This window comes from Acinetobacter sp. CY81 (genome assembly GCF_059515925.1).
Genome location: NZ_JCAKNC010000013.1, coordinates 16,152 through 42,373, shown reverse-complemented (window position 1 = coordinate 42,373; position 26,222 = coordinate 16,152). Strand labels below are relative to the sequence as shown.

At 39.4% G+C, this 26,222-nt stretch carries 26 protein-coding genes; 25 read left to right on the top strand and 1 reads right to left on the bottom strand.

The features are described from left to right. Positions 1 to 8 precede the first annotated feature (8 nt). The 8 genes from AC5YDM_RS13125 (at position 9) to AC5YDM_RS13090 (ending at position 8,760) form a co-directional block, all read left to right on the top strand. On the top strand, positions 9 to 1,700 hold the full coding sequence (locus tag AC5YDM_RS13125; RefSeq protein WP_496152533.1) for a (2,3-dihydroxybenzoyl)adenylate synthase: 1,692 nt from the start codon (positions 9 to 11) through the stop codon (positions 1,698 to 1,700). A 27-nt stretch (positions 1,701 to 1,727) separates the two neighbouring features. Continuing rightward, entirely contained in the window at positions 1,728 to 2,402 is a 675-nt protein-coding gene (locus AC5YDM_RS13120) for an isochorismatase family protein (protein ID WP_496152532.1), read from the top strand. Further along, positions 2,399 to 2,656: a phosphopantetheine-binding protein gene (locus tag AC5YDM_RS13115; RefSeq protein WP_496152531.1), complete on the top strand. Its 258-nt coding sequence runs from the start codon at positions 2,399 to 2,401 to the stop codon at positions 2,654 to 2,656. Before AC5YDM_RS13120 ends, AC5YDM_RS13115 begins: the two co-directional genes overlap by 4 nt. A gap of 131 nt (positions 2,657 to 2,787) precedes the next feature. Then, positions 2,788 to 3,954 (top strand): type III PLP-dependent enzyme, encoded by a 1,167-nt coding sequence (locus AC5YDM_RS13110; protein ID WP_496152530.1) that lies wholly within the window; start codon positions 2,788 to 2,790, stop codon positions 3,952 to 3,954. Positions 3,955 to 4,252: 298 nt separating this feature from the next. Then, entirely contained in the window at positions 4,253 to 6,358 is a 2,106-nt protein-coding gene (locus AC5YDM_RS13105; RefSeq protein ID WP_496152529.1) for a TonB-dependent receptor, read from the top strand. A gap of 236 nt (positions 6,359 to 6,594) precedes the next feature. Then, positions 6,595 to 6,852, top strand: a complete 258-nt coding sequence (locus AC5YDM_RS13100) for a hypothetical protein (RefSeq protein ID WP_496152528.1) — start codon at positions 6,595 to 6,597, stop codon at positions 6,850 to 6,852. Beyond that, positions 6,849 to 7,142 (top strand): hypothetical protein, encoded by a 294-nt coding sequence (locus AC5YDM_RS13095; RefSeq protein ID WP_496152527.1) that lies wholly within the window; start codon positions 6,849 to 6,851, stop codon positions 7,140 to 7,142. Before AC5YDM_RS13100 ends, AC5YDM_RS13095 begins: the two co-directional genes overlap by 4 nt. Position 7,143: 1 nt before the next feature. Beyond that, positions 7,144 to 8,760 (top strand): PepSY-associated TM helix domain-containing protein, encoded by a 1,617-nt coding sequence (locus AC5YDM_RS13090; RefSeq protein ID WP_496152526.1) that lies wholly within the window; start codon positions 7,144 to 7,146, stop codon positions 8,758 to 8,760. Positions 8,761 to 9,152: 392 nt separating this feature from the next. Here the strand turns inward: AC5YDM_RS13090 and AC5YDM_RS13085 are convergent, their stop codons facing one another. Beyond that, positions 9,153 to 9,968 carry an IclR family transcriptional regulator gene (locus AC5YDM_RS13085; protein ID WP_496152525.1) on the bottom strand — a complete coding sequence of 272 codons (816 nt, stop codon included), beginning with the start codon at positions 9,966 to 9,968 and terminating at the stop codon, positions 9,153 to 9,155. Positions 9,969 to 10,229: 261 nt separating this feature from the next. On the opposite strand from AC5YDM_RS13085, the gene AC5YDM_RS13080 reads away from it, so the two are divergent. The 17 genes from AC5YDM_RS13080 to AC5YDM_RS13000 all read left to right on the top strand — a co-directional run bounded on the left by AC5YDM_RS13080 (position 10,230) and on the right by AC5YDM_RS13000 (position 26,222). Then, on the top strand, positions 10,230 to 10,535 hold the full coding sequence (locus AC5YDM_RS13080) for a non-heme iron oxygenase ferredoxin subunit (protein WP_496152524.1): 306 nt from the start codon (positions 10,230 to 10,232) through the stop codon (positions 10,533 to 10,535). Positions 10,536 to 10,561: 26 nt separating this feature from the next. Beyond that, complete coding sequence (locus AC5YDM_RS13075; RefSeq protein ID WP_496152523.1) at positions 10,562 to 10,861, top strand: recombinase-like helix-turn-helix domain-containing protein; 300 nt, start codon at positions 10,562 to 10,564, stop codon at positions 10,859 to 10,861. A gap of 18 nt (positions 10,862 to 10,879) precedes the next feature. Next, positions 10,880 to 11,947, top strand: a complete 1,068-nt coding sequence (locus AC5YDM_RS13070) for a Rieske 2Fe-2S domain-containing protein (protein WP_496152522.1) — start codon at positions 10,880 to 10,882, stop codon at positions 11,945 to 11,947. After that, positions 11,940 to 12,704 carry an SDR family oxidoreductase gene (locus AC5YDM_RS13065; protein WP_496152521.1) on the top strand — a complete coding sequence of 255 codons (765 nt, stop codon included), beginning with the start codon at positions 11,940 to 11,942 and terminating at the stop codon, positions 12,702 to 12,704. Before AC5YDM_RS13070 ends, AC5YDM_RS13065 begins: the two co-directional genes overlap by 8 nt. A gap of 10 nt (positions 12,705 to 12,714) precedes the next feature. Beyond that, the gene (locus AC5YDM_RS13060; RefSeq protein ID WP_496152520.1) at positions 12,715 to 13,644 is read left to right on the top strand and encodes a VOC family protein; all 930 of its coding nucleotides are present in this window, start codon (positions 12,715 to 12,717) and stop codon (positions 13,642 to 13,644) included. A 27-nt stretch (positions 13,645 to 13,671) separates the two neighbouring features. Continuing rightward, complete coding sequence (locus AC5YDM_RS13055; protein WP_496152519.1) at positions 13,672 to 14,880, top strand: NAD(P)/FAD-dependent oxidoreductase; 1,209 nt, start codon at positions 13,672 to 13,674, stop codon at positions 14,878 to 14,880. Between the two features lie 45 nt (positions 14,881 to 14,925). Then, positions 14,926 to 16,149 carry an MFS transporter gene (locus tag AC5YDM_RS13050; RefSeq protein WP_496152518.1) on the top strand — a complete coding sequence of 408 codons (1,224 nt, stop codon included), beginning with the start codon at positions 14,926 to 14,928 and terminating at the stop codon, positions 16,147 to 16,149. Between the two features lie 117 nt (positions 16,150 to 16,266). Further along, positions 16,267 to 16,788, top strand: coding sequence for a cupin domain-containing protein (locus tag AC5YDM_RS13045; RefSeq protein WP_496152517.1), 522 nt, complete (start codon positions 16,267 to 16,269; stop codon positions 16,786 to 16,788). 20 nt (positions 16,789 to 16,808) lie between these two features. Further along, the gene (locus AC5YDM_RS13040) at positions 16,809 to 17,621 is read left to right on the top strand and encodes an alpha/beta fold hydrolase (RefSeq protein WP_496152516.1); all 813 of its coding nucleotides are present in this window, start codon (positions 16,809 to 16,811) and stop codon (positions 17,619 to 17,621) included. 21 nt (positions 17,622 to 17,642) lie between these two features. Next, the gene (locus AC5YDM_RS13035) at positions 17,643 to 18,437 is read left to right on the top strand and encodes an SDR family oxidoreductase (protein ID WP_496152515.1); all 795 of its coding nucleotides are present in this window, start codon (positions 17,643 to 17,645) and stop codon (positions 18,435 to 18,437) included. A gap of 9 nt (positions 18,438 to 18,446) precedes the next feature. Then, positions 18,447 to 19,238 carry an aspartate dehydrogenase gene (locus tag AC5YDM_RS13030; RefSeq protein WP_496152514.1) on the top strand — a complete coding sequence of 264 codons (792 nt, stop codon included), beginning with the start codon at positions 18,447 to 18,449 and terminating at the stop codon, positions 19,236 to 19,238. Between the two features lie 18 nt (positions 19,239 to 19,256). Next, positions 19,257 to 20,723 carry an aldehyde dehydrogenase gene (locus tag AC5YDM_RS13025; RefSeq protein ID WP_496152513.1) on the top strand — a complete coding sequence of 489 codons (1,467 nt, stop codon included), beginning with the start codon at positions 19,257 to 19,259 and terminating at the stop codon, positions 20,721 to 20,723. A gap of 51 nt (positions 20,724 to 20,774) precedes the next feature. Next, positions 20,775 to 22,415, top strand: coding sequence for a thiamine pyrophosphate-binding protein (locus tag AC5YDM_RS13020; RefSeq protein ID WP_496152512.1), 1,641 nt, complete (start codon positions 20,775 to 20,777; stop codon positions 22,413 to 22,415). 174 nt (positions 22,416 to 22,589) lie between these two features. Next, positions 22,590 to 23,789 carry a hypothetical protein gene (locus tag AC5YDM_RS13015; RefSeq protein ID WP_496152511.1) on the top strand — a complete coding sequence of 400 codons (1,200 nt, stop codon included), beginning with the start codon at positions 22,590 to 22,592 and terminating at the stop codon, positions 23,787 to 23,789. 315 nt (positions 23,790 to 24,104) lie between these two features. Then, the gene (locus AC5YDM_RS13010; RefSeq protein WP_496152510.1) at positions 24,105 to 24,521 is read left to right on the top strand and encodes a RidA family protein; all 417 of its coding nucleotides are present in this window, start codon (positions 24,105 to 24,107) and stop codon (positions 24,519 to 24,521) included. 18 nt (positions 24,522 to 24,539) lie between these two features. After that, complete coding sequence (locus tag AC5YDM_RS13005) at positions 24,540 to 25,211, top strand: DUF1028 domain-containing protein (RefSeq protein WP_496152509.1); 672 nt, start codon at positions 24,540 to 24,542, stop codon at positions 25,209 to 25,211. A gap of 30 nt (positions 25,212 to 25,241) precedes the next feature. After that, entirely contained in the window at positions 25,242 to 26,222 is a 981-nt protein-coding gene (locus AC5YDM_RS13000; protein ID WP_496152508.1) for a LysR family transcriptional regulator, read from the top strand.

Sequence of the window (26,222 nt, the reverse complement as noted above, 5' to 3'; positions counted from 1 at the left end):
GCAGTCCCATGAATCTAAATAAACGAATTAAAGAAAATAAGTTGGAACAAAAACTTTGGGAGGGTATTACTCAATATCCAACCGAGTTCGTCGAAAAGTATATTGCGCAAGGTTATTGGCAAGGTCAGACACTGAGTGAGTTTTTTATAGAATGTGCAGAAAAATACGCAGACCAGATTGCATTGGTCTGTGGTGAGCGACGATTGAGTTATCGAGATCTACGTAATCGTATCGATGAGTTTGCTGTATATCTCAATCAAAAGGGCTATCAAATTGGCGATAGTGTTGTCATACAACTCCCTAATATTGCAGAGTTTTTTATCGCATATTTTGGTGCGTTGCGTATTGGCATGCGTCCTATTATGAGTTTGCCTGCACATCGACATGCTGAAGTGAGCCACTTCATTCAGCAGACAAATGCAAAGCTGTATATCTGTGCTGATAAATTCATGGGCTTTAACTACCGCAATTTAGCCAAAGAATGTCAAAAGCGTTGTGACAGCTTCGAGCAAGTGATTATTGTATCGAACACAGCTTTAGCTACAGATGAAAATGATAGTTTTGATACTTGGCCTGATACCTCAAAGTTTCAACAACAACGAATCGTTCCACCCCAATTGACCGCGCGTCATGTGGCTTTTTTTCAACTTTCAGGTGGAAGTACAGGAACTCCTAAATTGATTCCACGTACACATGATGACTATTTATATAGCGTTCGTGCGAGTGCTGATATTTGTGAATTGAATCAGCACACCAAGATGCTCATGGTACTACCTGTTGCGCATAATTTTAGTCTGAGTTCGGCAGGGTCATTGGGACTGTTTTATGCAGGTGGAATGTTGGTTTTAGCACAAGACCCATCAGCATCAAATTGTTTTGCATTAATTAAACAACACCAAATTTCTCATGTTGCTTTAGTGCCTGCGTTGGCTGCCGCGTGGGCAGAAGCTGTGCAAAAGGGTGCTGATAATATTTTTTCTCAGTTAGAGGTCTTACAAGTCGGTGGAGCAAGGCTAGCGGATGCTTTAGCTCGTCAATTGATTGAACAATATCAATGTCGTTTGCAACAAGTATTTGGTATGGCTGAAGGCTTGGTGAATTACACCAGATATACCGATGATGTTGAACAAATCATTTCAACTCAAGGAAGTCGAATCAGCCCTTACGATGAAATCAAAGTGGTAGATGATGAAGATCGTGAATTGCCCCTTGGTGAAGTTGGTCATTTACTCACCCGTGGTCCATATACCATTCGTGGTTATTACAATGTACCTGAACATAACCGAAATGCATTCACACTCGATGGTTTTTATCGTACAGGTGATTTAGTTCGAATCAATGCCGAAGGCAACATTATTGTTGAAGGGCGGAGTAAAGACCAAATCAATCGAGGTGGTGAAAAAATTGCGACAGAAGAAGTGGAGCAAGTACTGAATCAACATCCACAAGTGATTCAATCTGCATTGGTTTCAATGCCAGATCCAATGTTGGGTGAAAAGAGCTGTGCCTATATTCAATGGCGTATGGATGAACAAGATCCAAGTTCAATTCGAATTGGAATGCAACTTCGACAGTACGTGCAAGCCTATGGTTTGGCAACTTATAAGATTCCAGATCGTATCGAGTTTGTTGAAGATATGCCTTATACCGCTTTGGGCAAAATTGATAAAAAAGCATTAAGACAACGTTTAGTTGCCTAACACTTTATAAAATATTGAGGTAGAAAAATGGCTATTCCACGTATTGCAAGTTATCCCATGCCACAAGTGCGAGATTTTCCAACAAACAAAGTGAATTGGACGATTGATTCAAATCGAGCTGTCCTTTTGGTGCATGATTTACAGCAATATTTTTTAGATTTTTATGATCAAACTCAAGCCCCGATTCCTGAGCTTTTAAAGCATTGCCGTCAACTGATTGATGCATGTCATGCGCAAGGTATTCCTGTTTATTACACAGCACAACCGGGTGATCAAAGTACAGAGCATCGTCAGTTACTCACAGATTTTTGGGGCAAAGGTTTAGCGGCTGATCCTGAAATTGTGCAAATCATTCCAAGCCTAAAGCCAACGGAAAAAGACATGGTTTTAATGAAATGGCGTTATAGCGCCTTTAAGAAAAGTGACTTTGAACAACGGATTAAAGATGCAGGACGCGATCAACTGGTGATTTGCGGCGTGTACGCGCATATTGGTTGCCTACTCACAGCAGCGGAAGCTTTTATGCTGGATATGCAAGCCTTTTTAGTGGGAGATGCTTTGGCTGATTTTAGTCTTGAAGAGCATGCAATGGCATTAAAATATGCAACGGGCCGCTGTGCCAAAGTTGTCGATACTGCGACAGCGCTCACTGAGTTGAACGTACAGGCAAACACTGAGCAAAAAGTGGAGGCACTAGCATGAGTTCGGTTCAATTCAGTTTAGAGGGAATACGTCAGACTGTAGCAACACAATTGGGCATTGAGGCGACTGAAATCCGAAACGATGACAACTTGTTTATGTTGGGTCTGGATTCAATGAGCTTGATGACACTGGTTGGACTGTGGCGTGAGCAGGGGGTGAGTGTTGAGTTCCAAGACTTGGTTGAGGAACCCACTTTGCAAGACTGGCAACATCGCTTGAAACCGAACCCTGTATTCTCTGGACTGGCCAAATAAATATCCAAATTTTCCATCAATAAACCCAATGCTTGATCTCTAAGATCAATCATGATTGAGAACGGCCCCAGCCACGTCACTTCGCCAAGGCCATTTCGTTTACAGCTGTTTGTAACGCGAGTGGATCTTCCATGCAGTTAGAAAATTATTATTCTCCGAAACAATGGCAAAAAATTCAGAATTTTGCTGCCAATAAGCCGAGCCCATTTTTATTGCTCGATTTAGATCGGGTTGAGTTTAACTATCAAGAGCTTCAACACAGTTTTCCTCAGGCCAATATCTTTTATGCGGTCAAAGCCAATCCAAGTATCGAAATTTTACAACGCTTAGATCGGTTGGGTTCATGTTTTGATATTGCCTCAGTGTATGAGCTTGATCGGGTGATTGATTGCGGTATTTCACCCGAGCGCATTTCTTTTGGGAATACCATTAAAAAAGCATCCGATGTGAAATATGCCTATGACAAAGGCATTCGATTGTTCGTGACAGATGCACAAGCCGACCTAGAACAAATAGCACAATATGCACCGAACTCTAAGGTTTTTGTACGAGTACTGGTTGAGTCGGGGAGCACATCGGATTGGCCTTTATCACGTAAATTTGGCTGTGATACCCAAATGGCAATTGATTTGATGGTGAAAGCTCAGCAAATGGGTTTACAACCTTATGGGGTATCTTTCCATGTGGGGAGTCAACAAAATGATGTCACGGTTTGGCGTACTGCGTTAAAAACGGCAAAAGTTGTATTTGAGACCCTCGAAAAAGAACATGGCATTCAACTGGAACTGATCAATGCAGGTGGTGGGTTCCCTGCACAATATTTAGCAGATATTGATAGCATTCAAGACTATGCGAAGCGTATTCAATGCTATATGGATGATTTATTCCAACAAAAAGTAACGCTGTTTTTAGAGCCTGGACGTTCTTTGGTTGGCGATGCAGGCGTGATTGTTTCTGAAATTGTATTGATTTCAAATAAATCTGAACAAGATGAAAAACGTTGGATCTATACCGATGTAGGTGTATTTAACGGTCTTATTGAAACGCTAGGTGAAATGATTAAGTATCCGATTTATACCCCTAAAATGCATAATAATTCGCCGAAATCTAACGTGGTTTTAGCAGGACCAACCTGCGATTCGACTGACATTATGTATGAAAAAATTGCTTATCCACTTCCTCAAGACTTAGCAATGGGAGATCGATTGTATTGGTTGAGTACAGGTGCTTATACGACATCTTATGCATCAGTGGAATTTAATGGTTACCCACCATTGAAAACTTTCTATTTAGATTAAATGTTCAAACCTCCCATAATACCCAGCTTGAGTTATCTCGCTGGGTTTTTTTATAACGAACAATTTTTGTATTCAACATTGGGGTTGCTTGACTGTAAACAGTATTGAAAATCATAAAAATAGCTCTCGTTCATAAAATTTCAATCCATTTAGTATGTTCTTTAATCGAATTTAACTGTAATTTGCAAAAGTATAAAAGATAATTTAAATGATAATGATGTTTCAAATGATAATTATTATCATTAATTGGGTGTATGATATTTCCAAAATTAATATCATGATCCAGTGGGGCATCACTTTGAAAAGAAATCTATTATTTTTGTCTTTAGTCACCATTCCTTTTTTTGCTGTAGCTGAAGAGCCGACTCAATTGGCAACGATTGTTGTTAAAGCAGATTCTCAAGAAACTGATGTCACAGGAAAATTAAAAAAGAAAGCGACCTTGAATATTTTAGGTGAAAAAGATGTTTTAGATACGCCTTTTACGATTCGTAATTACAGTGATCAAGCGATTCAGGACTCACATGCACATACCATGGCAGATGTACTAAAAACAGATCCAAGTATTCGTACAACAACAAACAGCGGTCATTTAAATGAGAACTTTAGTATTCGTGGTTTTAGTGTAGGCTGGGAAGATTATAACCTCAATGGTTTATATGGTATGGCGCCTTCGGGTCGTGTAACTACAGATATTTTAGGTTCAGTCACTGTACTCAAAGGTCCTAATGCTCTTGTTGCAGGGATGCCACCTGCTGGTGGCGTTGGTGGAGTAATTATTGCCAATACTAAACGTGCGGACAAAGAGCTGACCCGAGTTACAGCAAACTTTGAAGATGAAGGTTTTTATAAATCTGGTTTTGATGTTGCACGCCGTTTTGGTGAAAACCAAGAGTTTGGTGCGCGTGTAAGCGCCAACTATGGTCAAGGTGAACATGTTGTTGATGGCTTAGAAGACGAAAGTGTTTCAGCAGTTATTGGACTAGATTGGACGACTGATAAGGCTAAAATTAATTTAGATGCTTACACCACAAGTGACAAACGTGATGGTGGATCACCAGCAATGGTTCAATTTAGTGAAAAAACAAGTGTACTTGATGCACCTGATGGCAGAACAAATTTATTCCCAAATCTACATGGCAGACAGTCAGCGCAACATGTCGGAATTTCAGGTGAATATAAATTACTTGATAATTTAAAAGTGATTGCAGGTATTGGTGTTGCCGAACAGAAGTATCAAGGTCATCTGTTTGGGACGCGTGTAGTCGTAAATGATAAACAAGGCAATGCAACATCTCAATATTATCATGTTCAGCAAAAACAACAGAATAAGACCGCTAATTTAGGCCTTGAAGGTGCATTTAGCACAGGCAATATTGATCATGTGGTGGGTATCCGTGCTGACTATTTAAATCAGGAAGAGGAAAGACATACGGGGCGTGGTAACCAGAGTCCGAATTTTACAACCAATATTTATAACCCAAATGCGAATCAAGCAATGCCAGGCCCTCCTCGCACTGCACCTTTTTCAGATAACGACTATATAAGCTACTCTTTAACTGATCAAATTTCATTATTAGATGAGAAATTACAGTTTATTTTAGGTGTGCGTTATCAAGATATGGATCTAACAAATCCAACGACTAAGATGAATTATAATGAAGATAAAGTTTCACCAAGCCTAGGTATTGTCGTTAAACCATGGGGTGAAGATTTGTCACTGTATGCTAGTTATGTCGAAGGACTAACAGCAGGTAGTACTTTAGATAAGGATAAGGATGTAAATGATGGGAAAACTTTTGCACCGTTCCAAACTAAGCAATATGAGATTGGTGCTAAATACCAACATGGATCTTGGTTACATACGATCTCAGCATATCAAATCGAGAAGCCTAGCCTAATTGAACAGGCAATCATTGATGATCCTGACTATTTAACAATAACAACCGATAGTGGTGAAACAACATCGAAAGGTATTGAGTATGGATTCTCTGGTAACGTGATTGATGATGTGATTATCTGGGGTAATTTAGCTTATATTGATGCTGAATATACTAAAACTTCAACTGCTATCGAAGGTAATACCGTGATTGGTCAGCCTGAGTTTACAGCGGGCTTGGGTGTTGAATACAAATTTCCTGTGGATGGTTTTAGTGTTAATGCCCGTGCCACATATGTAGATGAACAATACTTAACCCAAGATAACAAGCTTGAATTACCTGACTACACATTATTGGATATTGGTGCGAAATACAAAACCAATATCGGTGGTGTAGATACAACCTTCCGCGCAAATATTGATAATGTGACTGATGAAAAATATTGGGCTGGCGTTTTTGGTAATGGCTTTACAACAATCGGTGCAGGGCGTACTTACAAACTTGGCCTAACATTTGATTTCTAAAATTTTCGTCTTATTAAAGGATTAAGCCCTTTACTATTTATTGCGAGCGCTCATTCATAACTTGGATGAGATCCGCAATAAATAGGATGGTTTTTATAGTTCCCCCTCAATTCACGTTTATACAGTTTTGAACTCTCCATAATTAAAAGACCGCTTATTTATTTGTAAATTGATTCACTCTTTCAAGTTTATGAAAACAAATGATTGATTAAATTAAGTTTATAAGGTGAAAAATATTGAAATTTATCGCATTTTTTTGTGTTTTGCTTGGATGTGTATTGATGTATTGCTCACATACAAACCAAGACCTTTTAGATAAGAAACTTCCTGATTCATTGCGTTGGTTTGCATTGTTGAGTATTGGACTGGCATTGATTCTATTTTTAATCTGTACACCCAAACTTGTTGCTATTTTTATGTGGTTATTGACCATTTTGGTGATGTGGTCATTTTTACCTTTTATTCCACTCATCTTCAAAAAATATAGCTCATGAAGTCATTCATTCATCAAAAAATACAAGCAGATTGGTGGACAAAATCATTTGCGGGTTTTGTACTAGGTTTCATTTTGTCATTGCTGTGTGCATCGATCATTACCATTTTCGCATTTAAGACACTGAGTCCTGGTTTAGCACCGCAGTTTGGTATGTGGTCGATACCATGGATTTGGTTACCTTTATGTTTTATCGCATTTTTTATTCCCAAAGGGTGGCAGGCTATCGCTATATATTCCGCCCTTAATGTTTTGGCTTATGCCGTTTTGTATGGGTTAAGAGGTTTTTAAATTGAAAGTTCGTACTGATATTATTCGACATGCGAAAGAACTTCATACTTGGGTTGGAATTATATGTGGAATAGTATTGTTCATCTGCTTTTTTGCAGGTGGGCTCAGTATGTTTCAACATGATTTAAGTCGCTGGGGCACACCGCCACAACAACAATTAAGCTCTATTTCTATATCCCAATACAACCCGTTGGTCGAACAAGTCCAAAAAGAATATCCCGAGACGTTAAAAGGTTTTCAGCTAAACTTTGATTCTAAAGAGTTTCACTATGCTCCGATGCAGTGGCAAGCGATAGAGGAAAAAGGACATGATGAACATGGGTTTGATACAGAACAGCACAGTATGTTGGCAACGTTCAAGCCAGATGGATCATTACAATTAGAACAAGAAAATCTATCCAAACTCGGTTGGATGATTGAACAATTACATGAAACGGCAGGTATTCCGGGAACCATAGGTCATCATACATTTGGAATGTATGTGATGGGTGTTGTTTGTGTTCTGTATTTTCTCGCCTTAATGACAGGATTAATTGTTTTATTACCGACTCTAGTGAAGGACTATTTTGCAGTTCGTCAGGGCAAAAATAAAAAAAGATTTTGGTTGGATGCGCATAATGTTGTAGGTATAACCAGTTTACCTTTTCATATTATGATCAGTGTGACTGTCATTGCCTTTGCATTTCATGATGTATTTTATGATGCGATTGGGAAATTAATTTCTCCCGATAAACCACTTTTTGAACGACCACCTGCCGTTAAAGTGGTTGAACCTTTAGAACCTTTCGATGTAGAAAAAATTTTATTTAAAATTAAACAACAAGCACCTGAATATCAGGTTAGTTCAATTGGCTTCACTAACCTTGATCAGCCATCGAAGGCATCTGCACGAGTTAATTTATATAGTGCTGATCAAATGCTTCGTGGTGATCGTTTTGATGTCATAGTTTTTAATCCCTATTTAGATAAGCCTTTAAATACCAGTAATTTAAATACACATGCAACAGCAATGGATCAAGTAATTCGATCGATGTTTGGTTTACATTTTGGAAATTATGGGGGCGATTTAACCCGATGGTTATATTTGGTCTTAGGTATGGGGGGAGCATTTTTGTTTTATTCAGGGAATATTCTTTGGATTGAGTCACGGATTAAACGCCAAAAAAATCCTAATTTACCTGTTCCAAATCAGAGAAAAGATGTCAGGTTTATTGCGAGTTTAACGATCGGAGCTTGCTTAGGATGCATTTTAGCTATTACAGCCAGTATGCTGATTGGCCGCTGGGCTTATGTGATCAATGCCGAACTCATCAGTTTGAATCATTGGTTTATGTATAGTTATTATGCTGTCTTTTTGTCTTGTTTGATCTATAGCTTTATCAAGGGTGCAGGAAAAGCATTACCCCAACTCTTAATTTCAATAGCTATTCTATTGTGTTTATTACCCCTAACATCTTTTATTGCATTGTTATTGCCTAACATGGGTTTATGGTCTTCACATTCATCGTTATGGTGGATTGATATCATGGCAGTTGTATTGGCTATACTATTTTTACGTTTTTATATTCAAGCAAAGCATAGACAGAAAAATATAGAGGCAGGTAGCATTTGGGCTTAATCGAATGATGAACTTTGAATTGATTGATATTGTGGATATATAATTTTTAATGGAGTAGTAACGAATTCTTAGCGATAGCCACTCAATCCTGTTTTGGAATTATAAAAGCCCTTAGATGTAAATTTGAGGGCTTCATTTTTCGATATTTTTATTAAAAAACATTCAAAAGCTATTGCTCTAAAATTTTAAGAATTGTTATTTACGATAATGGTTCTTGAATTAAATGGGAAAAGCTTTAAATGTGGACTTAAAGAAATTAATTCTTCCAAAGTAATCATCAATGCATAAAATTTCAAATCCAATCAGCAATACCGAAATCAATTGAATAGTGCACTAAATTGTAGCGCACTATTCTTTAGAATATAGATTGGCTCAAGCCTAAATATATTTAATTATTTATAAATAAACTGCGATATTTTATTTGCTGCCAGTACCACTTTTTGAGAAATCGTTGTGGTGAACTCTGTTTCTGAGTAAGTGCTGATTGGGCAACTTACTGAGAGTACAGCAACCAATTCATTGTTGGCTTGGTTATAAATAGGTGCTGCACAAGCGGCCATGTCAGTATTGTAATGCCCCCAACTGACCATGAATGATTGGCTACGAACATAGTCTAATCTTTCAAGCAGACTGTTGAGATCTTTAGGGGTTTTATCTGAAAATACTTCCCAATCTTTAAAGTTGGTATAGCGCTTTTTGACTTCAGTATTCGACAATCTAGATAACAATAATTGACCGATCACCGTTGCATGTGCAGGCCAACGAGTACCTATGCGAACATTGCTGGTAAAGAAACCTTGTGATTGTAAATTGCTAATAAATAAAAGATTGGTTTCTTCTAATACAGAGAGATGTACTGCAATTTTGACACTGTCTCTTAACTCTTTCAGGATCGGCATTGCAAGTTCTGTGATTGAAAGTTCAGACAAACTGTTAAAACCTAATTTCATGACATTACTATCGAGTGCATAGGTTTTTTGAGAGGTCTTTTTTAAGTATCCAGATGCCTCTAATGTATAAATCAATCGAAATGCGCTTGAACGATTTACATCAATTTTTTCTGCGATTTCAGAAATCGTCATTTCTTGGTTTAAATGATCGAATAAATTTAATATCGCTAGTCCTCTGACCAGACCGGGTACGAGATAGCGCTCTTCATTTTTTTCTTGCACTTCTTCAGATACATCTTCATTCAATATTGAATTCATTAAAGTAAAAACCTTTAAGGGAAATGAGCTGCCCAAAAATGGACGGTACTGCACTATATTTTAGCCACTAAAAAGCAACTAAACAATGTTTATATATAAAACAAAAATTACTATATAAAACGTAACAATATGTGAAAAAAAGATAAGCATATAAAAAGCAACGGAAAATAAGATTTGACAATTATTTTGATTAAATACTATTCTGATACTAAGTTTTAAATATTAAATAATGTTTTGCATACAAAACATGGAGTTTAGCTAATGAATTGGATTTCAGTATGTAAAGTAGACGAGGTTGCTGAGGAAGAACCTAAAGCAATCGAGGTTAATGATAAGAAAATTGGTGTTTTCATTATTGAAGAAAAATACTTCGCAATTGAGAACGTTTGCCCACATGCCTTTGCGCTATTAACAGAAGGTTTTATTGAAGATTCGACCGTTGAGTGTCCATTGCATGAAGCAATTTTTGATATTCCGACTGGACGTTTAGCAAGTGGACCGGGTTGTCGTGATCTATGCACGTATCCCGTTCGAGTTGAAAGTGGTGAGATCCAAATTCAACTTTAAAAATGGATTATTAGGGAATTTGTCCAATGAAACTATATAACGAAAAGCTAGCAAGATGGGTTCATTCAGTACCTTCTAGTGATGCAGGGATTAACAATATTCAAGTACCAGGAGATGTTGAACACTTGGTATGGCAGAACCGCTACAAAGAACCAAGTTTATATGAGAGTGACTTTGTTCAGCATTTACTTCAAGCATTTACCGATGGTGTAACTGAATTAGAGAATTTGGTGAATGCGCTTAATCAACAAGGTTTCAGAGATGAATCAGGTGATCTATGGACGATTGATCACTTCACAACTGAAATGCAGCGCTTAGGTTACTAAAAATATAGGGACATCATCATGGTTACAGCAGAAATTAATGTTGAGCAGTATCTAGATCTTGGTCTACGTGATCAATGGCATCCAGTATTGGCAAGTTGGGAAGTTGCTTCAAGCCCAGTCGGTATTACACGATTGGGTGAAAATATCGTGGTTTGGCGTGATGACCAAGGTCAGGTACATGCATTAGAAGATCGTTGTCCACATCGTGGGGCAAGACTGTCTCTGGGTTGGAACTTGGGGCATCGGATTGCATGTTGGTATCACGGTGTTGAAGTTCGTCATGATGGTGTAGTTGAAGATGTTCCTGCGGTTCATGATTGTCCACTCAAAGGCAGTGATTGTGTAAAGACTTACCCAGTTCAAGAGTTGCATGGTGCTATTTTTATTTGGTTTGGTATAGATGCATCTGAAAAACCTGCTGAGTTAATGCTTCCAGATCAATTGGCAAGTGATGAGTGGAGTTCTTTCCTTTGCATGGCAGATTGGAAAGTGAACCATCAATATGCGATTGATAATGTGATGGATCCAATGCACGGAACATATTTACATTGCACATCACACTCTATGGCAGATGGTGAAAAAACAGCAGAGATGAAACATCGACCAACGAAAGATGGTTTTGTATTTGAGAAAGAAGGGCAAACAGGAGTGAATTTTGACTGGGTTGAATATGGTCAAACAGGTTCAGCTTGGTTACGTTTGTCTATTCCCTATCGCAAGCAGTTTGGTCCAGGTGGTGAGTTTTGGATTGTTGGTTTTGCTACGCCCATTGATGAAAATAATACCCGTGTATTCTTTTGGCGCTGTCGTAAAGTGTCGGGCTGGCAACGAAATGTGTGGCGTTTCTTGTATCGTAATCATTTAGAACAGTTGCATTGGGATGTTTTAGAGCAAGACCGAATTATTCTTGAAAATCTTGCGCCAAATGCACGTAAGCATGAATTCCTTTATCAGCACGATGTAGGCCTATCACGCTTACGCCGTTTAATGAAAAAAGAAGCTGAAAAGCAAATCAAAAAAATAACAGCACTTCGTACCGCTCAAAACGAAAACCGTATTGATATTAAGGAAGTGTCAAATGGCTAGTTTACCCATTTTACAAGGTAAACGCATTCTGGTGACAGGTGCGGCAAGAGGTTTAGGGCGTGACTTTGCACAAGCAGCTGCGGAAGCTGGTGCAACAGTGGTCATGGCTGATATTTTGACTGAACTTGTTCAGAGTGAGGCTTTAGCACTTACAGAGAAAGGCTTAAATGTTTCAGCAGTAACTATTGATTTAAGCCAAAAAGCATCGATTCAGGCTGCGATAGAGACTACGGTTGAGCGTCTTTCAGGTTTAGATGGTTTGATTAATTGTGCTGCGCTGGCAACAGGTGTGGGTGGTGTTTCTCTCATGGAATATGACGAAGATCTTTGGGATCGAGTCATGACTGTGAATGTCAAAGGCACATGGTTGGTTACTCGAGCCTGCGTCCCTCATCTTAAAAAATCGGGTTCAGGGAAAATCGTAAATATTGCATCAGACACAGCAATGTGGGGTGCGCAACGGTTAATGGCGTATGTCGCAAGTAAAGGTGCCATCATTTCCATGACACGTTCAATGGCACGTGAACTGGGTGAAGATAATATTTGTGTCAACACGATTAGCCCAGGTTTAACACTGGTCGAAGCAACAGAATATGTACCTCAAGCTCGTCATGATTTGTATGTCAACGGAAGAGCAATACAACGTCAACAACATCCACAGGATTTAAACGGCACAGCGATTTATCTACTTTCAGATATGTCTTCATTTGTGACTGGGCAGAACATTCCTGTGAATGGCGGCTTTGTATTTAATTAAGGAGCAACACATGATTACAGGTATTGAAGTACTCAAGTTTGGTGTTGAAGATAAAGAACAAGCCAAAAAATTCCTAAATGATTTTGGTCTTACTTTCAGTCCTTCGGATATTGAAGCAACTGAGCTTTATCAAACGCAGAATGGTTGCAAAATCTATTTATACGATATTGCAGATGAGCGTTTACCTACTGCAATTGAGCAAGGTTCAACCCTACGTGAAGTGACTTGGGGTGTAGAGAATGATCAAGATCTTGAATTGTTAAAAGCCAAACTTTCAGCTGAGCCAAAATTTGAAAGTTCAGCGACTAAAGTACAGTGTCTTGATCCAAATGGTATGACTATCGTATTTGAAAAGACGATGACCACGGATGTTTCAAAATCAAAAACAGAAGGCATTAACCAATTCGGCAATGTACAAAGAGTAAATGCAGCAAGCCCAGTTTATGACAAAGCTGAACCTGTTGATATCGGTCATGTGGTGTTTTTCACGCCTGATCTAAAAACAACTCAAGCATTTTATATTGAAAAATTAGGCTTCCATTTATCTGATGCTTATACAAATAGAGGTGCATTCCTGCGTTGCCGCGGTGAAGGTTTCCATCATGACTTGTTTTTACTCTCTATTCCCAATAAGCCAGCTGGTTTAAACCATGTCGCTTTCGTGGTTCGTGATATTCATGAAGTCATTGGTGGTGGTTTAAGTATGAATCGTCAGGATTGGTCAACCTTTATCGGCCCTGGACGTCATCCGATTTCATCTGCGTATTTTTGGTATGTAAATTCGCCATTAGGTGGTGCTTTTGAGTACTACACCAATGATGACTATTTAACTGAAGAATGGAAACCGCGTGAAGAAGAGCATCGTTTAGAGTTATTTACAGAATGGGCGATTGAAGGCGGTTTAGATCATGAAACTCGTCGTCAGGTAAAGCCTGTCTAGTTTCTTCAAGATAAGGATATCGTGAGCATGAATAAAATTGTGATTATCGGTGCGGGACAAGCTGCTGGTTGGGCGGTTCACACCCTACGCCATCAAGGATATGAGGGTGAAATCCACGTCATCTCAAATGAAGATCAAGTGTTTTATGAACGTCCGCCGTTATCAAAACAAGTTCTTGCTCAAGAGGCGACTGAAGAGAGTTTAAATTTATTTTCAAGTGAACAAATGGATGCATTTTCTATTATTTGGCACAAACCAGATTTAGCCATTCAGATTGATAAGTCTGCAAAAAATGTACACTTGAAAAGTGGTCAAGTATTGGCTTATGACAAGCTTCTCGTTGCTACAGGTAGTCGAGCGCGTATTCCTGTAACCGAGTGGGCAACATTTAAACATGTTTATACCATGCGTGATATTCAGGACTGTAAGGCTTTAACCGAACAGCTTCAAACAGCTAAGAAGGTTGCTGTTATTGGTGGTGGGTGGATTGGCTTAGAGATTGCTGCAACCGCAAATAAGCTCGGGAAGCATGTTGAAATTTTTGAGTATGGAACACGTTTGTGTGCCAGAAGTGTCAGCCCTGAGGTTTCAGAGTTTCTTAAAAATCTGCATGAAAATGCAGGGACTCAGATTCATCTGAATGCGACCCAATTAACGTTGAATGAAACAGATCATCATCAAGTTGAAGTACGTAATGCAGATGCTGAACCGGATGTATTCGATTGTGTCGTGGTCGGTGCAGGTGCTGAAATCGCAAAAGAGCTGGCTGTTGATGCTGCGCTGGAAATCAAAGACGGCATCGCTGTTAATTCATATGGTCAATCTTCAGATCCAGATATTTATGCAGCTGGCGATGTCGCGATACATCCTGCATTGGGTTACTGCATCCAATCTTGGGCAAATGCTCAAAACCAAGCGATTTCTGCTGCAAAATCAATGTTAGGTGAATTGACAGAATATCGAGATATTCCTTGGTTATGGTCAGATCAATATCAACACAATATACAAATTTTAGGAACGTATCAGCCAGAGCACACCGCTCAGGTAATCCTACGAAGGACTGATCCGAATCAACAAAGTTTTTTTTATCTAAATGATAAAAATCAGCTCATTAATATGATTGCAGTGAATGAAGCGAAATTAGTCAAGCTTGCAAAAAGATGGTTGGCAAGTGACAAAATACTTGATCCTCAGCAACTACAAGATCCAGATTTTAATCTTATGAAATTGAAGTAGCCAAGTTATAGATCTCACTTAAAAACATATTCGAAGGAACGTACCATGGAAAGTGAAACAAAAACCGGGATAAAGCATTGGACACCAGCAGTCATTTTAATGATATGTGTGGTGCTCGCATTTTTTGACAAGATTAGTATTGCGGTTCTGTTTTCTGATGCAACATTTTTAGATGTGATGGGCATTGGTCAAGACAAAGCAAAATTAGGATGGCTCATGACCAGCTTTTTGTTGGCATACGGCTTTTCTTCCATGTTTTTAAGTTTTTTAGGTGATATTTTTTGCCCTAAAAAAATGCTGTTATGGAGTGTTGCCTCGTGGGGTTTACTCATGTTGGCAATGGGCTTTACCTCTGATTTTACAACACTTGTTGTATTACGAATCTTATTGGGATTGGCTGAAGGCCCATTATTTGCACTGGCTTACACCATTGTAAAACAGACCTATACCGATCGTCAGCAAGCACGTGCTTCGACTATGTTTTTGCTTGGAACGCCTATCGGTGCATTCCTTGGTTTTCCAATCACCGCGTATGTTTTAGCTCACTACGATTGGCATTCAACTTTCTTTGTAATGGCCGCTTTAACGCTTGTTGTGATGATACTGGTTTATTTTGGACTGAAAAATTTAAATCTGAAACGAACTGTAGATTTAGATGGCGTAGCAAAGCGTGTCAATTTTAAAGAGCATGTTTCAAATACCAAGAAGCTTTTGACCAATAGCGCATTTTGGCTGATCTGTGTGTTTAACATTGCTTTGATGACGTATTTGTGGGGGCTGAACAGTTGGGTACCTTCATATTTAATCCAAGACAAAGGCTTTAATTTAAAAGAGTTCGGTATTTATGCAAGTTTCCCATTCATTGCAATGTTGATTGGTGAAATCGTGGGTGCAGTGTTCTCTGACAAGATGGGTAAACGTGCCATTCAAGTCAGTGGCGGACTCTTCGTCGCAGGTATTTTTATGTACCTGATGGTGATTGCGACCAATCCAATGATGGTGATTTTGGCAATGTCCTTGAGTGCGATGGCATGGGGCTTTGGTGTTGCAGCTGTATTCGCTTTATTGGCACGGATTACCACAGCAGATGTTGGTGCAACAGCAGGTGGGATTTTCAATGGTTTGGGTAACTTCGCCAGTGCAGCAGCACCTGTAATTATTGGTGCGATCGTGATGCAAACAGGTAGTTTTAACCTTGGAATTACTTTCCTTGCGGTGGTGGCAGTGGTTGGATCATTCTTTCTCGCACCTTTATTAAAACGCTACTAACTACTTACTCAAGATACCGACTCAATATAAAGAGTTCAGAGCAGAGAAATTTAATAAACGGGCTGAAAGGAATATTAACTTGAATATTCAGCCCGAAACCAGATAGGAGAGAGTTTCATGTCAACTCAACAATTTGAATCTTGGAAACAACCAGAAAATAAATCGCTTGAAGAGTGGATTGGTGGACGTATTGCTCGTTTTGAAACACGTAAATATGATTTCGATGCATTGAAATTTCAAGCAGATTACGATCCGAAATATCGCCGTGCACAGATGCGTTATATGGGTACAGGAGCAACAGGTGTTGCTGATGATAGCAATACAGTTCCTGCTGAAAACTTCACATTTTCAACGATGGTATTGCCACCACAATGTGAAGGTCCTCTGCATATTCATCATGATGTTGAAGAAGTGTTCTTCATGCTTCGTGGCGAAATTGATCTGTTTATTGAGCATGAAGGTGAAAGATTCTCAACGCGTTTAAAAGAGCGCGATTTGATTTCTATCCCACCAGGGATTTACCGAGGTCTATTTAACCCAGGCGTTGAAGATGCATTGATGTGTGTAATGTTAGGTACAGGTAAGCCAACAATTCCTAACTATCCGCCTGAACACCCTCTCTCTCAAATCAAACGTTAAGTTAAGCAAAGGGGATTGGAATGACTTATATCGAGCAATTAGAACAATTTGAATTGAAAACGATTCAACTCAATGGTGTTCAACAGTCTTATCGAGAATCAGGACATGGCAAGACACTTGTACTGCTACATGGCATTAGCTCAGGTTCTGGTTCATGGGTAAAACAATTGCAAGATTTAAGTCAGTATTTCCACGTCATCGCATGGGATGCACCAGGATATGGGTTATCAGATCCTTTAAACACAGACCAACCCAATGCAACTGATTATGCCGAACGATTGAAGGCTCTATTAGACCAACTGAATCTTAAAGACATCATTTTAGTTGGGCATTCACTTGGGGCTTTGCAAGCCGCTGCATTTGCAAGTCTTTATCCTGAATATGTGAGTGATTTAGTACTGGCAAATGTAGCACAGGGTTATCAAGGTTTCGAAGCTCAGAAACAACAAGAAGTCTTTGAGAAAAGACCCAAGATGTTAAAGGAATTAGGTGCAAAACGGATGGCGGAGTCTAGAGGCCCTCATCTTGTGGCACATGCCAGTCATGATGCGATGCAACTGATTGAGACCGTGATGCAAGGCATAAGCTTGAAAGGTTTCACGGATGCATCGTATTTATTGGCTTACGATTCGATTCAAAGTTATTTGACCCAACAGCAACCCAATACTCACATAGTCATTGGCATGTCGGATGGGATTACTCCAGCAACAGATATTGAAATGTTAGCGAACAGTTACGCATTAGATCATCGCTATCAAATACAAGATGCAGGTCATTTAAGTTATTTAGATCAAACCAAGCAGTTTAATCAAATTTTATTGTCGCTAATTTAAGCACGAATGTGAGATAGGGAAATGAGCTTCCAATTGAATGGAAAAAATGCAGTAGTGACCGGTGGCTCGTCTGGTATTGGACTGGCTACGGTTGAGCTGTTGGTAGCAGAAGGTGCAAACGTCGCTTGGTGTGGTCGTGATGAAAAGCGTCTGAGTGATTCTAAAGATTTTATTTTATCACGCTATCCAAATGCCAATATTTACACAGCAACTTGTAATGTTTTAGACAAAACAGATGTACAGGCTTTTGCTGATCGAGTTGAAAAGCAGTTTGGTGGTGTTGATATTTTAATTAATAACGCAGGTCAAGGACGTGTTTCAAACTTTGAAAATACGCAAGATGAAGATTGGTTGAAAGAAATTGAATTGAAGTATTTCAGTGTATTACATCCAATTAAAGCATTTTTACCTGCTTTAAAACAGTCGAATTTCGGTTCTATTACCAATGTAAATTCTCTGCTTGCTTTACAGCCTGAACCTCACATGATCGCAACCTCATCTGCGCGTGCCGCATTGTTGAACTTAACACATTCTATGGCACATGAGTTTTCTCAATACAACATTCGAGTGAATTCTATTTTGCTCGGCATGGTGGAGTCTGCACAGTGGAAACGCCGTTTCGCAGACCGTTCAGATTTGAGTCAGAGCTGGGAAGAGTGGATTGGCAATATTGCAAAAAAACGCGGTATTCCCATGGCACGTTTAGGGAAGCCCGAAGAGCCTGCACGCGCATTGGTATTTTTAGCTTCACCGATGGCGTCTTACACGACAGGTTCAACCATCGATGTTTCTGGTGGCTTTAATAAGCATATATAAGGTGATCTTATGAAGCAGTTAATGATGATTGGTTTTGGCGCAATGGCAAATGAAGTGCGATCACATTTGCCTAAAGATCTTGAACTGAAATGGGTAGTCGTACCTGAACGTAGTGTTGAAGCAGTGAAGCAAAAAGTGTCTGCAGATATTCAAGTGATTTCAAATATCGATGATTGCATAGGCGAACCTGATTACGTTGTTGAAGTGGCGGGTCAAGCTGCGGTGAAAGAACATGCTGTAAATGTACTTGAACGCGGTTGGACGATTGGACTGATTTCAGTAGGTACATTAGCTGATCCTGTGTTTTTTGAAAAATTGCAAAAAACAGCTGAAAAATCAGGAGCACATTTACATTTACTTGCAGGTGCTATTGCGGGGATTGATGGCATAGCTGCAGCCAAAGAAGGTGGCTTGGAAAAAGTCACTTATAAAGGCTGTAAAAGTCCAAATAGTTGGCGTGGCAGTTATGCAGAAAAGCTGATTGATTTGGACAGTGTAAAAGAAGCAACTGTCTTTTATACAGGAACAGCGCGTCAAGCCGCTTTGAATTTTCCTGCCAATGCTAATGTTGCCGCAACCATTGCTTTAGCGGGGATTGGCATGGATGAAACCATCGTTGAATTAACTGTTGACCCTAATATTAGCCAAAACAAACACACCATTGTGGCAGAAGGTCGCTTTGGACAAATGAGTATAGAAATGATTGGTGTGCCTTTGGAAAGTAATCCAAAGACTTCAACCTTGGCTGCACTGAGTGTGATTCGTGCATGCAGAAATAGTGTAGATGCAATTCAGATTTAATAGGGATAGGTGATGGCCATGGTAAAAGAAATATATATTGCAGGTGAATGGCGACTTGGTCGAGGCAATGTGATTCAGAGCCTATTTCCTGCAGATAACTCAGTCAATGCAGAAATTTCAACAGCGACTTTAGACGATGTGGAAGAAGCAATTGTGAAAGCAGATCAAGCTTGGCGTAAGCCTGAATGGCGCAATTCACTACCGCATGAACGTGCAAAAATTTTATATCGTGTAGCAGATATTATTGAAGCACGTGCAGATGAATTATCAAAATTACAAACACGTGATAATGGTAAGCCTTTATCTGAGACACGTGCATTGGTGATGAGTGCAGCTGCAACGGCACGTTTTAATGCGGCTGCATGTGAAACGTTTAATGAAGAACTGACTACACAACGTGCATCTGATTTTATGACCATGAGTGTATATGAACCTGTTGGTGTCATTGCTGCGATTACGCCATGGAACTCACCGATTGCCAGCGAAGTGCAAAAACTTGCCCCTGCGATTGCAGCAGGGAATGCGGTGATTTTAAAACCTGCTGAAGCAACATCACTGATTGCTTTAGAGCTTGCGAAAATTTTTGAAGAAGCAGGCCTGCCAAAAGGTATTTTGAGTGTGCTTGTGGGACGTGGTTCAGTGATTGGTGATGCGATTGCACAACATCCATTAGTACGCAAAATCTCATTTACTGGGGGTACAACCACAGGTCGTCATTTAGCACATATTGCAGCTGAAAAGTTAATTACGACTTCCTTAGAATTGGGTGGAAAGTCGCCTACGATTGTATTCCCAGATGCTGATATTGAAATTGCTGCCAAAGGTATTGCTTACGGTATTTTCAGTTCAGCAGGGCAAGCATGTATTGCAGGTTCACGTTTATTTATTCATGCCTCAATTTATGACGTTTTCTTAAAGCGCCTTGTAGAAATTACTGGAGGTTTAAGAGTAGGTCATCCTGAAACATCAAATGTACACATGGGCTCTCTCATTAATGCAAAACATTTGGAATCGGTTCATCGTTATGTAGAGCTTGCTAAAGCGGAAGGCGGAACGGTTGTTACAGGTGGTGAGGCAATAACAGAGGGTGAATTTGCCAAAGGTAGCTTCTATAAACCCACCATTATCACAGGGTTGAAAAACAGTGCACAAACTTGCCAAGAAGAAATTTTTGGTCCTGTACTTGTGGTGATGTCTTATGACAATGAACAGGATTTGATTGAACAAGCCAATGACAGTTGCTTTGGTCTAGCAGCAGGGATTTGGACAGAAAATTATCGTAAAGCATGGAAAATAGCCCGCACTTTAGAAGTCGGAACGGTTTGGATTAACACCTATAAAAAGTTCTCAATCAGTGCACCATTTGGTGGATTTAAAGACAGTGGTATTGGTCGTGAGAAAGGTCGATTAGGCATTCTGTCTTATATGCAACAAAAAAGTATTTATCTCGGTTTAAACGAGCAAGCCAACCCTTGGTCTGACTAAAACCACCATTGAACAATTGATTTGAAATTAAAAAAATTAAGGAATGATGAAATGACTGAAAAAGTAAATGTAGGCGAAGCAATCGCACGTGTTTTAGAAGCACACCAAGTTAAAAGTATGTATGGCGTAATTTCTATTCATAACTTGCCGATTGCAGATGCAGTAGGTCGCCGTGAAAAAATCCGTTTTGTTGCAGCACGTGGTGAAGCAGGTTGTGTCACGATGGCAGATTCAGACTCTCGATTCACAGGTCTAGGTGTTGCATTGACCAGTACAGGTGCTGGTGCAGGGAATGCTGTGGGTTCACTGATTGAAGCCATGAATGCAGGAAGTCCTGTATTGCATTTAACTGGACAAGTTGAACGTGAATATTTAGACCGTGATGCCAGCTTTATTCATGAAACGAAAGATCAGCTTACTTTTTTAAAAGCATCAAGCAAAGCGGCATTTCGTATCACAAGCCCTGAAAATGCAGTGGGTGTGATTCGAGAAGCGATCCGAGTGGCAACAACAGTGCCTATGGGGCCTGTAAGTGTTGAAATTCCAATTGATGTGCAAGCAGCAGAAATCGATTTACCTGCAAACTTAGGGCCTGTAAAAGCGCTTCAACTTCCTGTAGCGGAAGATGTGGAAGTAAGTTTAATTGCAGATGCGATTAAAGCTGCGAAACGTCCCGTTTTTTGGATAGGTGGTGGTACGTTAAATGCGGTTGATGAAGTCAAGGCCATTGCAGATTTGGGTATTCCTGTGGTGTCTTCAACTCATGCACGTGGTGTATTGGCAGATAGCCATCCACGAACATTAGGGGCATTTCATAACTCTGCTGCTGTAGAGCAACTGTTAAAAGATGCAGATTTATTGGTTGTGGTGGGTTCACGCTTACGTAGTAATGAAACCAAAACCTATTCAGTGGTTTTTCCTAACAATATTATTCAAGTTGATGCAAATCCTGTTGCACAACAACGTAACTATAAAGTGAATCAATTTATCTGTGCAGAAGCTAAAAATGTGTTGGCGCGCGTTGTTGCTGCATTAAATGGAAACAGCAAAGTTAATGCAGATTACGATGCCGAAATTAAAGCTGCTCGTGAAAATGCGATAGAAGCTCTACGTACGCAAATGGATCAATATGCACTGATTTGCGATCACTTACGTACAGCATTGCCTGAAGACGGCATTTTTGTTCGTGATATTACGATGTCGGGTAGTACATGGGGTAGTCGTTTATTTCCAGTTCAAACACCGAATAAAAATATTCACTCCCTTGCAGGTGCGATTGGTTTAGGTCTTGCTCATGCCATCGGTGCATCGATTGCCAATCCAATGAAAAAAGTGGTCGGTTTAGTCGGTGATGGTGGACTGATGTTAGGTATTGGTGAAATTGCCACCATGGCACAAGAAAATACCGACATGGTGTTGATGGTCATGAACGATGGTGGATATGGCGTAATGCGTGGTATTCAAAATAATTACTTCGGTGGACGCCAATATTTCAATGAACTACATACACCCGATTATCAAGCTTTAGGTGAATCAATGGGTGTAAAAAGCTGGAAAGTAGGCAGTGCAGACGAGTTCAAAAAAGCAATCAAAGAAGCCATTGATTTAAATGGCCCAGCAGTGATTGAACTCGATATGAATTCAATTGGTCCACTTAAATTTGCAGGTCCACCACAGAAAAAATTGTATTAATTGAAGTAACAAATGGGGGCTTAAAAAGGGTTAAAACCGTAGTGAATTGAAAGGCTGAGATTGATAAATCTCAAGAGGAAGATCACTGCTGATTTAATTTTTTTTAAGCAAAATATGATGGAAACAATGTTTTATATATAAAACTTTATTAAATCAAGTTAGGGAAGGCTTAAAATGAAAAAGACAATCTTAGCCACAGCAGTGATGTTGTTCGCCACAAGTCTCTCTTCAAATCTTATGGCAAAGGATGATCCGCTTGAATGGAAAAGCGAAGATGGTGCCAACTCATTTAAAGTGGGTGGGGTAATCCGTTTTAATCACCGTTATGAACAGTGGCCTCAAAGTGACAACCGAGGTTTTGGAAAATTAGATTTTGATATTTTTCGTTTAGATCTAAAAGGGAAATATGGTGATTTTTATTTGAATGCCAGTCCAATTATTCAAGATCAAGAGATGACCTCAATTGAAAAAGCCTATGTCGGCTATAATATTAATGAACATCAAAGTATTGAAGCAGGCTTGGTATATAAACCATTCGCCATTTATCCTTATCCACAAAATGGATGGACTTACCACATCCCATTTTTCTTGGGCTATGGCAATAACATTGCCCCAGGTGTGAATTGGAATTTTAACAACTCAGATTGGGATATTAAATTGGGTTATTACCCACGCATGCTCGATGCAGATCTGCGTTATTCACCTGAATCGGGAACTTATGATGATTTCTCAGAGAATCATTTACCATTCCAAGCCGCGTATCAAAATGAAAAGCACAACCAATTTAATGCTCGTGTTGTACACAAGTTAGAAACAAAAGCATTAGGTAAACATGAAATCGGTCTGTCTGGTTCAGTCTCTCAACTTCATAATAAAACCACAGATGATGATGGCGATTACCATGCAATCGGGATTCATACCAATAGTAATTATGAACGTTGGAATCTTCAAACTTCGGTGATCAAGTACGAATATGATGCTAAAAATCCAGCAGGGGTTAATGATGACATGACTCTAATGGGGGCAAATGGACTGACACCTTCTTATTTTATTGCCTCTGAAGGAACGATTAGCAGTGTTAATCTTGCTTATACCTTACCTGTTAAAGATATGGGTAAATTAAAAGCGATACGTTTTTATAATGATTATAGTTACTTAGATAAAGAGCGTAGTGATTGGGCTGCATCGCAAATGAATACCACAGGTGCGATGTTTATTGCATCACCATTTATGGTGTGGGCAGATTACACATGGGGTAAAAATGCCAACATTATTGGTGGAGCAACGAATGGTACAGGCTTTACCTCTGCTGACTCAATCAACAGTGATAAGTGGATGTACCGTGTGAATTTAAATATCGGTTTTAGTTTCTAATTTAGCTTCCAAATAAGATTCTAGACTTATATTTAACAAGGTTACTTATACAAAATAGGTAACCTTTTTGCTTTTATAGATCAGTACATTTTATATAACACTGAAATAAATCTAGAGCGTCGGATCATCCTTGTTTTTTTAGTTAAAATTTAAAAATAATTTTATAAAAAAACTTCCTTGAATTTTACAATTTTAACTATATTTCATATATTTACTGCAGTAAGTAAAAACGAAAGCATTGCCACGGAAAAGGGAAATTGCCTTCAGTTTGGATTAATTCATACTGAGAATGTACCAAAAAAAGGAACATCTCAAATGAAGCATACTCGTATTAGAACTTTCAATACAAAAGTCACTTACCCAGAACAAAATTTAGATAATGATTTGTGCCAAGCAGTCGTTGCACGGGGTCGTACGGTTTTTCTACGAGGTCAAATTGGACAGAATCTAGATACCTCTGAAAATGTGGGTGTGGGTGATGTAACAGCGCAAACAGAGCAAGCCATGTACAACATTAAAATGCTTTTAGAAGAGGCAGGTGGTGAGCTCGAAGATATTTGTAAAATCACAATTTATATTATTGATCCACGTTATCGTGAAGATGTTTACCGTGAGGTGGGGAAATGGTTGAAAGGTGTATTCCCTGTTTCTACAGGTATTGTCGTTTCTGCATTAGCGCGTCCTGAGTGGTTGGTCGAAATTGATGCAACTGCTGTCATTCCAGATGAATGAGTCGGGAGAATATGAACCATGACATTTTCAATTATCGCTAGATGCAATAAAACAGGGCAATTTGGAGGAGCGGTTTGCTCCTCGTCTCCAGCTGTTGCAGCACGGTGCATTCAGGCCAAAGCAGGGGTAGGTGTTGCGACATCGCAGAACATTACAGATCCATACTTGGCAAACATTTTGCTAGATATGACCAAGTATGATCTGGCACCAGAAGATTCTATCGCTGAATTGGTTAAAAATACGGACTTTATTGAGTACCGTCAGCTGAGTGTGATCAATTCAGACGAGCAACCTGCTGCATTTAGTGGCAAATATACCTTAGGTGTGCATTCGCAGTGCATAGGGGAGCATGCAGTTGGTGCGGGAAATCTTCTTGAAAATGAGGATGTTCCAAAAGCGATGGTTAATGCTTTTGCTGAATCAGCAGGAAGTTTAGCTGAACGCTTAATGGTCGCTTTAAAAGCAGGCTTAGCCCAAGGGGGGGAAGCTGGTCCAGTTCATTCAGCAGGTCTATTAGTTGTCGATAAACTCGAATGGCCTGTGATTAATTTACGTGTTGATTGGTCGGATACACCGATAGAAGACTTATATCAACTGTGGAAAGTTTATGAACCGCAAGTTGAAGATTATATTGTTCGTGCACTTAACCCAACCGACTCAACGAGTTATGGGGTGCCGGGAAACGAATAATTCTGATGCGGTCTTTACAAGGATGAGCTTGTGCTGAATCGAATTTCATTACGTCAAATGCAGTATTTTGTCGCAACTGCGGAGTGTGGCAGTATCATCATTGCCTCAGAGAAGATTCATGTGTCTTCGCCTTCTATCTCAGCGGCAATTGCGCATATCGAGTCTGAACTTCAAGTCCAATTATTTATTCGTCAGCATGCTAAAGGATTATCTGTTACTGCTATTGGCGAGAAAATTATGCAGGAATGCAAATTTATTCTCAGCCAAGCAGGTAGTTTATATTCTTTAGCCGCTGATTTTTCAGGGTCAATTCGTGGCCCGCTTAAACTCGGTTGCTTTAGTGCATTTTCGCCAATGATTTATGCTGAAATTATTCATGGATTTACCAACCTTTATAAAAGTGTCAATTTAGAATTATGTGAAGATGATCAGCAAGTGCTACTCAGCCGTTTGGTTCGAAATGAACTTGATGTGGTACTCACTTATGATTTAAATATTGATTATGACTTAGTTAACTTTGAATCTTTAGCAGTTCTACCACCGCATGTATTGGTCAGTGAAGCGCATCCATTGTCTAAGAATGTCGCCGTTACTTTAGAAGAGTTGGCAGAGCATCCAATGGTCTTGCTCGATATGCCATATAGTAATGACTATTTTATTTCTCTATTTCGTCAACAAAAATTAAGCCCGAAGGTCGAGCATTCTTCACGTCATGTAGATGTCGTACGGTCGATGGTGGCGAATAATTTAGGCTATACGATTCTTAACGTTCGTCCAAAGAATAATTATTCATTAGATGGGAAACGCTTGGTTCGTTTACGTATCGCAGGTGAACATCGCCCAATGAAAATCGGATTGGCAACTGCGAAAAATGCGAACTTAAATACAGTGTCTCAAGCCTTTATTAGTCGTTGTAAAGCATTCTTATCAGATCAATATATTCCAGGAATGGGCGATGCTCACTTTTTTGATCCACATGTGCGTATGAAACTTGTCTTGGAAGAGGTTTAA

Excerpts from the sequence above, each read along its gene's own strand:
- AC5YDM_RS13125 (WP_496152533.1), top strand. The coding sequence starts at position 9 with ATGAATCTAAATAAACGAATTAAAGAAAATAAGTTGGAACAAAAACTT.
- AC5YDM_RS13120 (WP_496152532.1), top strand. The coding sequence starts at position 1,728 with ATGGCTATTCCACGTATTGCAAGTTATCCCATGCCACAAGTGCGAGAT.
- AC5YDM_RS13115 (WP_496152531.1), top strand. The coding sequence starts at position 2,399 with ATGAGTTCGGTTCAATTCAGTTTAGAGGGAATACGTCAGACTGTAGCA.
- AC5YDM_RS13110 (WP_496152530.1), top strand. The coding sequence starts at position 2,788 with ATGCAGTTAGAAAATTATTATTCTCCGAAACAATGGCAAAAAATTCAG.
- AC5YDM_RS13095 (WP_496152527.1), top strand. The coding sequence starts at position 6,849 with ATGAAGTCATTCATTCATCAAAAAATACAAGCAGATTGGTGGACAAAA.
- AC5YDM_RS13085 (WP_496152525.1), bottom strand. The coding sequence starts at position 9,968 with ATGAATTCAATATTGAATGAAGATGTATCTGAAGAAGTGCAAGAAAAA.
- AC5YDM_RS13080 (WP_496152524.1), top strand. The coding sequence starts at position 10,230 with ATGAATTGGATTTCAGTATGTAAAGTAGACGAGGTTGCTGAGGAAGAA.
- AC5YDM_RS13075 (WP_496152523.1), top strand. The coding sequence starts at position 10,562 with ATGAAACTATATAACGAAAAGCTAGCAAGATGGGTTCATTCAGTACCT.
- AC5YDM_RS13070 (WP_496152522.1), top strand. The coding sequence starts at position 10,880 with ATGGTTACAGCAGAAATTAATGTTGAGCAGTATCTAGATCTTGGTCTA.
- AC5YDM_RS13065 (WP_496152521.1), top strand. The coding sequence starts at position 11,940 with ATGGCTAGTTTACCCATTTTACAAGGTAAACGCATTCTGGTGACAGGT.
- AC5YDM_RS13060 (WP_496152520.1), top strand. The coding sequence starts at position 12,715 with ATGATTACAGGTATTGAAGTACTCAAGTTTGGTGTTGAAGATAAAGAA.
- AC5YDM_RS13055 (WP_496152519.1), top strand. The coding sequence starts at position 13,672 with ATGAATAAAATTGTGATTATCGGTGCGGGACAAGCTGCTGGTTGGGCG.
- AC5YDM_RS13050 (WP_496152518.1), top strand. The coding sequence starts at position 14,926 with ATGGAAAGTGAAACAAAAACCGGGATAAAGCATTGGACACCAGCAGTC.
- AC5YDM_RS13045 (WP_496152517.1), top strand. The coding sequence starts at position 16,267 with ATGTCAACTCAACAATTTGAATCTTGGAAACAACCAGAAAATAAATCG.
- AC5YDM_RS13040 (WP_496152516.1), top strand. The coding sequence starts at position 16,809 with ATGACTTATATCGAGCAATTAGAACAATTTGAATTGAAAACGATTCAA.
- AC5YDM_RS13035 (WP_496152515.1), top strand. The coding sequence starts at position 17,643 with ATGAGCTTCCAATTGAATGGAAAAAATGCAGTAGTGACCGGTGGCTCG.
- AC5YDM_RS13030 (WP_496152514.1), top strand. The coding sequence starts at position 18,447 with ATGAAGCAGTTAATGATGATTGGTTTTGGCGCAATGGCAAATGAAGTG.
- AC5YDM_RS13025 (WP_496152513.1), top strand. The coding sequence starts at position 19,257 with ATGGTAAAAGAAATATATATTGCAGGTGAATGGCGACTTGGTCGAGGC.
- AC5YDM_RS13020 (WP_496152512.1), top strand. The coding sequence starts at position 20,775 with ATGACTGAAAAAGTAAATGTAGGCGAAGCAATCGCACGTGTTTTAGAA.
- AC5YDM_RS13015 (WP_496152511.1), top strand. The coding sequence starts at position 22,590 with ATGAAAAAGACAATCTTAGCCACAGCAGTGATGTTGTTCGCCACAAGT.
- AC5YDM_RS13010 (WP_496152510.1), top strand. The coding sequence starts at position 24,105 with ATGAAGCATACTCGTATTAGAACTTTCAATACAAAAGTCACTTACCCA.
- AC5YDM_RS13005 (WP_496152509.1), top strand. The coding sequence starts at position 24,540 with ATGACATTTTCAATTATCGCTAGATGCAATAAAACAGGGCAATTTGGA.